Raw genomic sequence first — 12,069 nt, 5'->3', positions numbered from 1 at the left:
AACCAAAATAAGCAGCCACTAAGATAACATAACCGGCATAGATATCTTTAAGTTCGGCCTATCGATTCAATGCCCTATTCACATCCGACGCGCTTGCCAATACACACGTTTCCAGTAAACATTCTCGAGCGAAGAGCGAATGACCCCTTTGCTTGTTGAGGCATGGATGAATTCATCATTGGTATCATAAATACCAACGTGTAATCCATTCTGGCCGCTACCGGTTTTAAAGAACACCAAATCACCCGGCATCAGTTCATCACGGGAGACTTTGGTGCCTAAGGTGGTTTGCGCGAGAGTCGTGCGAGGTAATTGCATATCAAACCGATCGCGGAATGTGCGGTAAACAAAACCAGAACAATCAACGCCGCGTTGATCTAACCCGCCATTACGATAAGGTGTACCTTCCCATTGGCGCAGTTGTTCATTCAGCTTGGCAACCACCACAATTGAATCAGACAGATGGCCACTGGGTGTTGGGGCATGGCTGCTACAACCCGCGAGGATCATACTGATAAGAAAGATCCAGAAACGTATCCGCATCGATAATTCACCAAAGGTAAGACTTAGCCAATTCACCAGACAATCAGCTATTGGCTAATGAACGACTTCTATAGGGGTAATTTAGCTATCGAGTTTGGAAAAAACAAGTAATATGAATGAGATAATAGATTTAACCCTTTTTTACTGGTTTTGTATTAATCAGCCATATTCCCAACAGGATAAAACCGGCGCCTAATGTTTTCAGTAAGGTTGCAGACTCACTGAACCAAGGCAGTGATACCGCCCCCAAATAAACTAACGCATAACTCAGACTCAACAGTGGATATGCGCGATTAAGTGGCAAATATCTTAATGCAAAAAACCAACACAGCATTGATAAGGCATATCCCACCAGCCCACAAATAACCGCAATTAATTGTGGCAGATGATTGACTAAGAATTGCACATTAATATCAGCCAATGACATTAATGGTGTATTCATCATGCCCCATTTGAGTATTAGTTGGGCGGCAGTCACCAGCACCACACTTCCTATTCCCCAGCAATACCCTTTCATAAATGCCAACTAATCAAAAGAATACCCAACATAATGGCAGCAATCCCTAACCAATGGCGAGAAGTTGCCTTCTCACCATAGAACAGTTGGGCCGCCAAAGTGACCAGCACGAAATTAAAGCTGAGGATCGGATAAGCGACACTCAGGGGCAAATGTTGCAGTAAACGTAACCATAGCAACATCCCCACCCCGAGTAACAACACGGCACTGGCAAGCCAGCACAATGTGGGCGTCAGCCGTTCTTCTCGTGACAGCGCCCAAGATTGCACCGCTTGCTTTTGACACAATTGCCCGGCACAGGTCAATAAACTGACCATTATCAAGAGCAGATAACTTGTCATGGTGTTTTCTTGTACCACAAAAGTGCCAAGCGATTCATTAGGTTAACCTTATCTGCTGCGGGTAGATTATCTGGAATTTTCTCATTACGAGATAATTGAATCACCAGAGAAACGTCACCTTGCTGCCGGGCATGAGCCAACCAGTCATTGAAATCTTGTCCATTGATAAAATTATCTTTACTGTCAGCATAATTCAACCCATAAGTCAGCTCGCCTTTCTCGCTGAACATCAAGATATCACTACGTTTGAGTTCCCACGCCAACCCAGCCGCAACACCCACACTGTCGGCCGCCACATAACGGCTGCTATTGAGCTCATCAAAATTTCTCTGAATAAAGTTTTGCGGCTGTTTGGAGTCAATGACCTGTTGCGGAATCAAATAGCCAACCAGCAAAATAAACAGTAATGGGCAAGCCGCAGCCCAGCGCCAATGCCGTGCATTATGACGTAAAGTGACAAAACCAACGCCCCCCCACACGGCAAAAGCCACGGTCGCCAGAATGACTTTTTGCTGCTCATGAGGTTCGTAAGCCACCAGATGAGCCACCCATCCCATACCAATAACGAGGATAGCCAGTGCGCAAATAAGCCCAAAAACCAGATTTATCGCGCCATTAATCCTCAGTGCGCGCATCCGCATCTTATCAGCACAATCAGTGGCATAGGCGGCCATCAGCAAAGATAATGGTGCCATACAGGGCAGGATATAGGTTGGAAGCTTGCCTTTGGCCACACTGAAAAACAGTAGTGGCATTAACACCCAACTGAGCAGGAAGAATAACTCAGGTCTGGTAACCCGCTCGCGCCACCCTTTAAGTAAGGCACCGGGTAATAATCCTAGCCATGGCAAAACACCCGCGGCCAAAACGGGCAGGTAATACCAAATAGGGGCTTTGTGCTGAGCATCCTTTTCCGCAAATCGCTGAATATGTTCAACCCAGAAAAAGTAATGCCAAAAATCAGGCTCGCGTTGAGCAATCGCTAATGCCCACGGCAAGCTCAATATCACCGCCCCCACAATGGCTATCGGACCAAAAACGACGAGATCTTTTATCCTTTTTTGCTGTATCACAATCGGCAATACTGAGATAACCGGCACAGCCAATGCCAGAAAGCCCTTGGTCATAAAGCCCATACCGCAAGCCAAACCGAGGAGAAGATAGGCACCTGCTTTTTGTTTCGTCGTCTCAGCGCGTAAAGTGAGATAAAAACAGACCATTGAAGCGGTGAGCCACAATGAAATCATCGGATCCAGCACGGCATAAGAGCCAATACTAAATACTAATAGCATGGAGAGGTAAATTAAGGCGGCCAAAAATGAAGTGGAGCGATTACGCCACAATAAGTTGGCCAACCAATACACCAAGACAGCACTCAAAGCGGTACTGAATATTGAACCAAATCTTACGGCGAAATTAGTATCACCAAAAATCCACTGGCTAATATTATTAAACCAATAGCCCGCGATAGGTTTTTCAAAATAACGAATCCCGAGCAAATGCGGGACGACCCAGTCGCCGCGCTGTAACATCTCACGACTGATTTCAGCATAACGAGTTTCATCGGGCTGCCATAATAAACGGCTATTAATCGGTAAGAGATAAACCAGAGCAAAAAACAGTGACAGCAGCGCAGCGCCACTTCCTTTTAACAACTTCATTGCGTACCCTTTATATCTGACTGACACCCTAACCACCCCTCTCGGCCTGGAAAGGCAGCACGCACAACTTTCCCCACAGGGAGTGAGTCCTGATTTTCTGGCAATAGCGAACTAAGAGTACAAAATTGGATACCGCGCGCTCTCGCCATAATTAATAATTGCTCGAACATCAATGCCTGTGACATCCCTTCGACCTCAGCATGAATGGTGTAAACCGGCACACCGTTATCGTGCAAAATGGCATTCATGATGAAATCATTAAAATCTTCCGCTCGAACCTCACTGCCCACGACTTCATCGTAAGTAGGTAAAGTCACAGGGATTTGTACGCTGCCAATGCTGCCATCGGGCAGTAATGGGCGGAAAGGATGCGTACCGCGACAATCACTGTTATAGCTGAATGCGAACAACTGCTTGACGGCCAGAACGCGTTCATCTGCGCGCCAGCCAGCCGCCGCCGAACAAGTCACTGGCTGCTGAATGCTCTTTTGTAATGCATCAACGCCTAATTGTACTTGTTCAGTTAATTGTTGTTCCGACCAGGTCGCCACTTTAGCTTGCCACCCTTGATGATCCCAAGCGTGCAAACCAACCTCGTGCCCCGCCTGTAAAGTCTCTTTCATCAACGGGCCAAAGTCCTTGGCGATCTGTTTGCCCGGCCACGCAGTGCCAGCCAGCAAAATATCCCAGCCATACAATGAGGCGGCATTAGAACGTAGCATTTTCCACAAGAAACGCGGGCGGAAAAGGCGCCATAAATGGCGCCCCATATTGTCCGGCCCGACACTGAAGAAAAAGCTGGCACTAATCTCATACTTTTCCAGTACAGCGAGCAATGATGGCACACCCTCCTTCGTTCCTCGGTAGGTATCTACATCAATCCTCAAGCCAACTTGCTTCATACGTGATGCTCATCCTTCGGTGTTTCATGCTGCTCAAATACAACGCCACGCAGGAAGAAATCCAATGTTTCGGTGACAGTTTGTTGCAAGGCGATTTCTGGCTGCCATTGCAGGATACGGCGCGCATTGCGAATGCTTGGCGTACGATGTTCCACATCCTGATAGCCTTTGCCATAATATGCGCTGCTTTCAATATCTTTAAAGCCGGCAAATGGCGGGAATTTATCGCGTAATTCGTGTTTTTCGAAACTGCTTAATAGCATTTCCGCTAACTCACGAATACTGGCCTCATTCGTTGGGTTACCAATATTGATTATCTGACCATCACAAGCGCCATCACGGTTCTCTATAATACGGAATAAAGCTTCGATACCATCATGAATATCGGTAAAGCAGCGTTTTTGTTCCCCACCATCGACAAGTTTAATTGGAGAGCCTTCGACCAGATTCAATATAAGCTGGGTAATCGCACGGGAGCTGCCAATACGGGCGGCATCAAGGTTATCCAGTCGCGGCCCCATCCAGTTGAATGGGCGGAACAATGTAAATTTCAGATTTTCTTTAGCGCCGTAGGCCCAGATAACTCGGTCCAAAAGTTGCTTAGACACGGAGTAAATCCAACGTTGTTTATTGATTGGCCCAACAATCAGTCGCGAACTATCTTCATCGAATTCCTTATCATCGCACATACCATACACTTCGGACGTCGATGGGAAGACAATACGCTTATTGTATTTCACGCAATCACGGACAATTTTTAGATTTTCTTCAAAATCCAATTCGAAAACGCGCAGCGGATTACGGGTATATTCAATTGGCGTCGCAATTGCCACCAACGGCAAAATAACGTCACATTTTTTAATGTGGTATTCAATCCATTCAGAATGAATACTGATATCGCCCTCGACAAAATGGAAGTAAGGGTTATCCAGGAAACGGCTGATGGCATCCGAACCGATGTCTAAACCATAAACTTCGTAGCGGTCATCACGTAACAAACGCTCAGTTAAATGGTTACCAATGAAACCGTTGACACCCAAAATCAGTACCCGAGTCCGTCTTTTCAGGATATTGCTTGGCTTATTACCCAGACGGATGTCAGTGACAATACCCATCTCTTGCGCCAAACGGTTGCCCTGAACATATAGGCCGTCCTCGCCCTGACCCGTCACAATTTCCAATGCACCGTTACCACAAGCCACCACCAATGGAGATGTTGATAACACAGTACCGGGTTGCTTGCTATGAGCAATGTCGAGTGGGCGTGAGCGCCAGATGATCAACTTGCGTTGCCCAAGATAACTGAATGCGCCGGGGTAAGGCTCTGTCACTGCGCGCACCAGATTATTGATTGCTGATGCTGATTTTTGCCAATTAATCTCGCCATCGGCTGCCGTGCGGCGGCCAAAATAGCTGGCTTCCGCTTCTTTTTGCGGCACCAAGGGCAGAGAGATGTTTTTCATCTTAGGCAGTAAATCGCTCAGTAATTCATGAGCAGCATCGCGCATTTTTGCATGCAGAGTTAATGCTGTATCTACCTCACTAATCATGACTTTATGCTGACCAACAATCGGGCCTGCATCGGCTTGCTTCACCATTTTGTGCAGGGTTACGCCGGTTTGCGTCTCACCATTGACTAAAGCCCAATTGATCGGCGCCCGCCCGCGATATTTGGGTAGCAAGGAGCCATGTAAATTGAACCCTCCACGCGAGGCCGATGATAAAAGCTCATCACAAAGCATATTGCGGTAGTAGAAAGAGAAAATGATATCCGGTTGTAACTGCTGAATGCGTTCAATCCACAATGGGTGGTTAACATCTTCCGGTGCAAATACAGGCAATTCTAAATCCGCCGCCACTCTGGCAACGGAAGAGAAGAAACGATTCTCATTAGGGGAGTCAGTATGGGTAAATACTGCCTGAATATCGTAACCTGCATCAACAAGGGCTTTCAGACCAACACAGCCAATATCATGATAGGCAAATACAATCGCTTTCATTTTTCTACTTCCTGATTATTTTCGGTCTGCTCAGCGCCGACCACTTTCTGTATGAAATAACGCGGGCGCGCACGCACATCGTTATAAATACGACCGATATATTCACCGAGTAACCCCATACCAACAAATTGGGCACCAATGAACATAAACAACACGGCAAATAGGGTAAAGACACCGCCGCCGGCCCATTCAGGGCCAAATACCAAGCGTAAAACCACTAACAATACGGCGAGAGTGAAACCAGAAAGTGCAATGACACTGCCAACCAGACTTAATAAACGTAATGGTGTTGTCGTCAGGCAAGTGATCAAGTCATACATCAGATTGATGAGCTTCATCAGGCTATATTTTGAATCACCAAACTCACGCTCTGCGTGATGGACAGTAATTTCAGTAGTACGGCGGGCAAATGTGTTTGCCAGAATGGGGATAAAGGTACTGCGTTCGTGACAGTGTAACATTGCTTCAACGATATGGCGGCGATAGGCGCGTAACATGCAGCCGTAATCGCCCATCGATTTCCCGGTGGCACGTTGAATCATCATATTGATCATGCGCGAAGCTGTTTTGCGGAACAAAGAATCTTGGCGATTCGCGCGCACAGTCCCCACGACGTCATAACCCTCTTGCGCAACACTGACTAACCGAGGTATCTCCTCCGGTGGGTTTTGCAGGTCAGCATCGAGGGTAATGACTAAATCCCCACTGACCTGATTGAACCCCGCCATAATGGCTGAGTGCTGCCCATAATTACGGTTAAGTAAAACAGCAAGAATATGGCTTTCCGGCGCCTTTGCCGCCGCCGTCAGAAGCTCAGCCGAATTATCACTGCTCCCATCATCAACAAGAATAATCTCATAAGCTTGGGACAACAATTTACAGGCAGCCGACGTCCGCTCTATTAATGCCGGCAAACTTTCTTGCTCGTTATAGACAGGGATGACGATTGAAACTTTTTTGATTTCTTCACTTTCAGACACAGCGCGGCCCTATAATAGTTGCTAATGCATCAATTACCCGGTCAACATCGCTATCTAGCATGTCGGGGAAAAGGGGCAATGTGCATAATCTGGCGGAATTCCACTCGGTATTCGGCAAATGTAATGATGGATAGCGTTCGCGATAATATTTCTGGGTATGTGCCGCGCGAAAATGCAGGCCAGTCCCTATTCCCGCTTCTTTGAGACGCGCCATCAATAAATCCCGGTCAATACCACAACGTTCTTTATCAACACGCACCATAAAAAGATGCCAGGCATGCAGATGGGGGTAATCGGGAACAGTTAATGGTTGTAACGGCGAGTCAGCTAATGCTTGCTGATAGCGGGCAACCAATGCCTGGCGGCGAGCATTAATCTCCGTTAAACGCTGGAGTTGAACAACCGCAATAGCCGCATGAATATCGGATAAGTTGTATTTATATCCCGGCTCAACAACCTCTGCTTGTGGGCTACGCCCTTGAATCTGACGATCGAAAGCATCAACCCCCAAACCATGAAACTTGAGCCGCCGCACTCTGGCTGCCAGTTCATCATCATCGGTTACGATTAAACCGCCTTCAGCGCAAGTGATATTCTTGATAGCGTGGAAAGAGAAGATAGCAGTACCTTGCTCACCCACCCATTGATCGCCATAACGTGTACCTACAGCATGGGCTGCATCTTCAATTAATGGAATTCCGTATTGCTTGGAAATATGGCGCAAGGCATCAAGGTCGCAAGGTGCCCCCGCATAATGCACGGGAATAATCGCTTTAGTTTTGGGCGTAATCGCAGCTTCGATATCCGCAGCATTCACCATTAATGTGTCACGGTCGATATCAACCATTACGGGTTCTGCGCCCAGTAACACAATCATATTAATGGTTGAAACCCAAGTTTGGGATGGCGTAATAACCTCATCACCGGGGCCAACCCCTAACGCCATTAGAGTGATATGCATACCTGCCGTAGCAGAACAGACAGCGACCGCGTGTTTGCAGCCAAATGCGTCACAAAAGTCGGTTTCCAACTGCTGATTCTGAGGGCCTGTAGTGATCCAGCCGGATCCTAGCACTTTGACTACCGCATTAATTTCGTCCGTACCAATTGCTGGACGAGAAAAAGGCAAAAAATTCTGCATTGATAAATCCCTAGGATACTTGGCACTTCGGGAAACTATATTCCCCTATAAGTTAACGAAAACTAAACGCTATTCAGATAGGCTCATACTGGGCTGAATATGGAGTCTAGTTTATTAACCTTAAACAAACCTTAAGATAGGAATTATTTTTTGCGGTCGTCTTTGGCGGGATTGTTGCAGATTGACATCAGCGTTTTTTGGTATTATTAATTGTATAAAAAACACACTAATACCATTAAATATCAGCGCTAATTGTCTTCATCAGAGATGAAATACCGAAATAAAAACTATCGATAAATTTTCGTCATTGGGAATAATAGACGAGGAATAATGGCTAAATATTACGGTTAAAAGCCTTGTGTAATAATCCAGTTTTGTTGATTAAAGCTGTGTATTTGAAAATCAACTTCAAAGACCTCTGAGAGAATACTTGTTTGCATTACCTGTTGGGTTACCCCTTGAGCAAGAACATGGCCACGCGCCATTAACCAAACCTGATCGGCCTGTTGTAAAGTGTGGTTAAGGTCATGAACACTCATTATTACACTACGACCCGCCGCACAAAACTCGCGTAACAAACTGTCCAGCGCCACTTTTTGCGCGACATCAAGGCCAGTGTATGGCTCATCAAGTAACAACAATTTACTCTCCGGATTAACGTCGGGCCACACTTGCAGAAAAACAGCCGCCAGCCGAACTCGCTGCCACTCTCCGCCCGAAAGTTGTGACAACATACGGGGCAATTTGTCCGTTAATCGTAATCTTTCACAGAGATAGCCAATCGTCACCGCGATGGCGTCCGAAGGTGCAGCGGTGGGTTGATAAAGAGAAAGGTATTGGAAGACCGGCATCATGGTCAAAGCCGATTGCTGTTGAGATAAATAAGCCCGCCGGCGAGCTAAATCGTGCCCCGAATAGAAAGATAGCGGCGTCCCCTCGAGTGTAACGGCCCCTGCCGAGGGTAATAATCCGGCCAATGCGGCCAGCAAGGTGCTCTTCCCTGCCCCATTTGGGCCTATCACATGCGTTTGCAACCCAGCAGCGACTTGCGCAGAAAAAGGAGCAAGACGTGTATCTACACTGACTTTGCTGAGTTGCAATAACATCAAAATAAATCTTTCATCCGTAAATTAGTGAGCAGCCAATGCGCGAGTAATCGCATTGATCAAAATGGGATCTTCTGGCGTCATATCAGGAGCAAAACGCTCAAGTACTACACCATCGCGACCAATCAAGAATTTTTCAAAATTCCACAGAATGTCACCGGCCTGCTTTGGCTCACGCCCTTTGCTCGCCAAACGCTGATAAAACTCACTACCTTCAGGTTTTACAGCAACAGGTTTCGCCGCGATCAGTTGCTGATATAAAGGATGCCGCTGCGGGCCATTGACTTCAATTTTGCTGAACATCGGAAAATCAATACCAAAAGTACCGCGGCAGAATGCCTGAATGTCTTCATCACTCCCCGGCTCTTGCCCCGCAAACTCATTGCTTGGAAAACCCAACACCTCAAAGCCCTGCTGCTGATATGTTTTATAGAGCCTTTCTAAACCTTCATATTGCTGGGTTAAACCACATTGGGAAGCCACATTAACCACGAGCAAAACTGAACCTTTATACTTTTCCAGTTTAACTGATTGGCTTTCAATCGTTTTTACTGGGATGGAATAAATTGAATCACTCATCAGGGGAGTCCTTATTTCAGCAATGATAAACAGGTGAACCTACCGGAACATTAACCCGTGTAAGGAAAATCACTTTACACTTTTAACACGTGTCAGCAACCAGATAAATAATGGCGCCCCCAAGGTTGCTGTCACTACCCCAATAGGCAATTCTGCCGAGAATAAGGCAATACGTGCGACAACATCAGCGAATAACAGTATTCCGCCCCCTGCCAGTGCGCACCCTGCCAATAATCGGCGCTGATCGGTCAACCCCGTCAAACGTAAAATATGCGGAATGACCAAACCAATAAAACTGATAACACCAGCCAGCGCCACACTAATACCCACTAATAGCCCAATAGCGAGCACTAATAAGTTTCTCCATAGATGAAGAGAAATGCCTAATTGCTGAGCTTGCTGCTCACCAAGTGACATAAAATTAAGGACATGCCCTTGGCAGCAAAGCCAGAAAACAATGGGGGCCAAAGCGAGCACTAACCCCTGCTGTCGCCAGTCAATACCGCTGAATCCCCCCATCATCCAATACATTAGCTGGCGTAAATCCAGGCTGGTACTGAAATAGACGGCCCACGTCATAATAGCGCTGCAAACGATCCCTAAAGCGACGCCGACTAACAACAAACGGGCATTGGTTAATAAACGTCGGCGGGCAAAACTCAACAGCAGCACCGTCATAAATAAGGCTCCCGCAATTGCGCAAGCACTTAAAAACCAGATGGGCAGCAACCCGTGCCCGAGCAAAACAGCCATGACCAATGCAACACCGGCACCATTTGCTACACCTAACAAGCCGGGTTCGGCTAATGGATTCTCAAACAATGCCTGCATCACGGCACCCGATACCGCAAGGCTTGCCCCTACCATCATCACCGCCAATGCTCGAGGCAAACGCAACTGCCAAACAAACAATTGTCCGGTTTCGCTAAACCATTGAGTCGGCCAAATCCAAATATCACCAACACACAAGCTAATGAGCAACGCGAAAAATAATATAACCACCAGCCCTTTGAGATATCGGTGATCACGTTGTTGTTGCCGCTGTTGAAGTGCGGTAAATAACTGACTGGTCTGCATGACATCCTCGGTCATTGCCTCAGGACTTACCTGAAGAGCGCTGATAAGTATCAAAGTTTGATATTCATTGTTAGGCACTGATAGTAGGGGGTTAAGCGGATGAGGGGAAGTTTTGCATGAAGAATATGACTTTTTATTGCAAGAAAACGCTAACGTTGCCCACTGATTCCAGTGGCAACGTTAGCGCTGCCTTTTATTGATTATCGGCGATTGCCATTATTTTGCTGCGGGTAGACCTGCTGATGACCTTGGCCACCATTATTATTCTGACCACCGGGGTTATTTGCGCCCCCCCGGCTTACCCCTGTTGTCTGGCCCATTATTTCCTGCTGGGTTATGCCCATTATTTTCATTATATTGCGGCTGATTGCCACTGGGGCCACGAGAATTATGCTCTTGGCCTCCATGATCCTGCCCGCGGAAAGGATTATGTCCATCACCCATAGGTGGGTGCTGCCAACGCCCGCCATCCCAATAATAACCGCGTTCATTGCGATCGCCGATATGACCGCCACGGTGCTCATGCCACCATTGTGGTGGACGCCAATCATAACCATCCCAGTAATAACCACGGTTATCCTGGTCACCTAAATGCAAACTGACTCCGGGTATATTGATGTCCAGTGATACATCAGCCTGCGCGACCAGGGGCATTAATGACAGGACGCCCAGTAATAGCAGATATTTTTTCATATCAATCCGAATATATTATTTAACAGTTGATAAATTTATATCAGCGAAAATAAATTCCATCTATCGGACAATTTCCCATTTTCGATTTCATTGCATACTGCTTACTAAATTCATACAATCATTTCATGTCGCATATTTTTATTCCCTACCGTTTCTAACACTTCTTAACACACAACTGACAATCACTAATTTTATATTGTATTAGAATCGCTTTTCTTGTTTCAATCCTCTGATTAAACTGTGAGATAAATATAATGCGACATATCACATTAATGTTGAGCGTGCTCTTATTGAGTTCTATGCTTTCGGCTTGCTGTCTCTTCCCGCCACATGGTGGCGGTGGTGGACATGGTGGGGGTGGGCCTCACATGCATTACAATAATCATTATTAATTAAAGACCATAACAGCCAGATAGATTAAAATTAATTTTCAATAAGAAAATCCAATTTTTATTATTGAATAATTGAGCGTGAGTCAGGCTGTTTTATTAAAAACACCCTCATTCACATTCAGCATGATTTTTATTAT

The 12,069-nt window shown here is 46.3% G+C and carries 11 protein-coding genes and 1 pseudogene; all 12 read right to left on the bottom strand.

Features of this window, described 5'->3' with window-relative positions:
* Positions 1 to 78: 78 nt before the first annotated feature.
* The gene (locus F0T03_RS09970; RefSeq protein ID WP_145556714.1) at positions 79 to 543 is read right to left on the bottom strand and encodes an NlpC/P60 family protein; all 465 of its coding nucleotides are present in this window, start codon (positions 541 to 543) and stop codon (positions 79 to 81) included.
* Positions 544 to 673: 130 nt separating this feature from the next.
* Positions 674 to 1,060, bottom strand: a complete 387-nt coding sequence (gene arnF, locus F0T03_RS09965) for a 4-amino-4-deoxy-L-arabinose-phosphoundecaprenol flippase subunit ArnF (protein WP_159678132.1) — start codon at positions 1,058 to 1,060, stop codon at positions 674 to 676.
* A complete protein-coding gene (arnE, locus tag F0T03_RS09960; RefSeq protein WP_145556716.1) occupies positions 1,057 to 1,401 on the bottom strand; it encodes a 4-amino-4-deoxy-L-arabinose-phosphoundecaprenol flippase subunit ArnE in 345 nt (114 codons plus the stop codon). Before arnE ends, arnF begins: the two co-directional genes overlap by 4 nt.
* Positions 1,398 to 3,062 (bottom strand): lipid IV(A) 4-amino-4-deoxy-L-arabinosyltransferase, encoded by a 1,665-nt coding sequence (gene arnT, locus F0T03_RS09955; RefSeq protein WP_159678128.1) that lies wholly within the window; start codon positions 3,060 to 3,062, stop codon positions 1,398 to 1,400. Before arnT ends, arnE begins: the two co-directional genes overlap by 4 nt.
* The gene (gene arnD / locus F0T03_RS09950; protein WP_145556718.1) at positions 3,059 to 3,964 is read right to left on the bottom strand and encodes a 4-deoxy-4-formamido-L-arabinose-phosphoundecaprenol deformylase; all 906 of its coding nucleotides are present in this window, start codon (positions 3,962 to 3,964) and stop codon (positions 3,059 to 3,061) included. Before arnD ends, arnT begins: the two co-directional genes overlap by 4 nt.
* Positions 3,961 to 5,964, bottom strand: coding sequence for a bifunctional UDP-4-amino-4-deoxy-L-arabinose formyltransferase/UDP-glucuronic acid oxidase ArnA (gene arnA / locus F0T03_RS09945; RefSeq protein ID WP_145556719.1), 2,004 nt, complete (start codon positions 5,962 to 5,964; stop codon positions 3,961 to 3,963). Before arnA ends, arnD begins: the two co-directional genes overlap by 4 nt.
* Complete coding sequence (arnC, locus tag F0T03_RS09940; RefSeq protein WP_145556720.1) at positions 5,961 to 6,944, bottom strand: undecaprenyl-phosphate 4-deoxy-4-formamido-L-arabinose transferase; 984 nt, start codon at positions 6,942 to 6,944, stop codon at positions 5,961 to 5,963. Before arnC ends, arnA begins: the two co-directional genes overlap by 4 nt.
* A complete protein-coding gene (gene arnB, locus F0T03_RS09935) occupies positions 6,937 to 8,085 on the bottom strand; it encodes a UDP-4-amino-4-deoxy-L-arabinose aminotransferase (RefSeq protein ID WP_145556721.1) in 1,149 nt (382 codons plus the stop codon). The genes arnC and arnB overlap by 8 nt, the downstream gene beginning before the upstream one ends.
* A gap of 347 nt (positions 8,086 to 8,432) precedes the next feature.
* Entirely contained in the window at positions 8,433 to 9,191 is a 759-nt protein-coding gene (gene btuD / locus F0T03_RS09930; RefSeq protein WP_162526930.1) for a vitamin B12 ABC transporter ATP-binding protein BtuD, read from the bottom strand.
* A 24-nt stretch (positions 9,192 to 9,215) separates the two neighbouring features.
* Positions 9,216 to 9,770, bottom strand: coding sequence for a glutathione peroxidase (locus F0T03_RS09925; protein ID WP_159678124.1), 555 nt, complete (start codon positions 9,768 to 9,770; stop codon positions 9,216 to 9,218).
* A 69-nt stretch (positions 9,771 to 9,839) separates the two neighbouring features.
* On the bottom strand, positions 9,840 to 10,847 hold the full coding sequence (gene btuC / locus F0T03_RS09920) for a vitamin B12 ABC transporter permease BtuC (protein ID WP_159680809.1): 1,008 nt from the start codon (positions 10,845 to 10,847) through the stop codon (positions 9,840 to 9,842).
* Between the two features lie 200 nt (positions 10,848 to 11,047).
* A pseudogene (locus tag F0T03_RS09915) lies at positions 11,048 to 11,540 on the bottom strand (DUF2502 domain-containing protein).
* Positions 11,541 to 12,069 lie beyond the last annotated feature (529 nt).

The organism is Yersinia canariae, assembly GCF_009831415.1.
In the GTDB taxonomy this organism is placed as follows: Bacteria; Pseudomonadota; Gammaproteobacteria; order Enterobacterales; family Enterobacteriaceae; genus Yersinia; species Yersinia canariae.
The sequence above is the reverse complement of the archived record's forward strand: the minus strand, read 5'-3'. Positions and strand labels throughout refer to the sequence as shown.

Bases quoted from the DNA above. Each gene is read 5' to 3' on its own strand.
- arnT (WP_159678128.1), bottom strand. From the start codon at position 3,062: ATGAAGTTGTTAAAAGGAAGTGGCGCTGCGCTGCTGTCACTGTTTTTT.
- F0T03_RS09970 (WP_145556714.1), bottom strand. From the start codon at position 543: ATGCGGATACGTTTCTGGATCTTTCTTATCAGTATGATCCTCGCGGGT.
- arnF (WP_159678132.1), bottom strand. From the start codon at position 1,060: ATGAAAGGGTATTGCTGGGGAATAGGAAGTGTGGTGCTGGTGACTGCC.
- F0T03_RS09925 (WP_159678124.1), bottom strand. From the start codon at position 9,770: ATGAGTGATTCAATTTATTCCATCCCAGTAAAAACGATTGAAAGCCAA.
- btuD (WP_162526930.1), bottom strand. From the start codon at position 9,191: ATGTTATTGCAACTCAGCAAAGTCAGTGTAGATACACGTCTTGCTCCT.
- btuC (WP_159680809.1), bottom strand. From the start codon at position 10,847: ATGCAGACCAGTCAGTTATTTACCGCACTTCAACAGCGGCAACAACAA.
- arnB (WP_145556721.1), bottom strand. From the start codon at position 8,085: ATGCAGAATTTTTTGCCTTTTTCTCGTCCAGCAATTGGTACGGACGAA.
- arnA (WP_145556719.1), bottom strand. From the start codon at position 5,964: ATGAAAGCGATTGTATTTGCCTATCATGATATTGGCTGTGTTGGTCTG.
- arnE (WP_145556716.1), bottom strand. From the start codon at position 1,401: ATGACAAGTTATCTGCTCTTGATAATGGTCAGTTTATTGACCTGTGCC.
- arnD (WP_145556718.1), bottom strand. From the start codon at position 3,964: ATGAAGCAAGTTGGCTTGAGGATTGATGTAGATACCTACCGAGGAACG.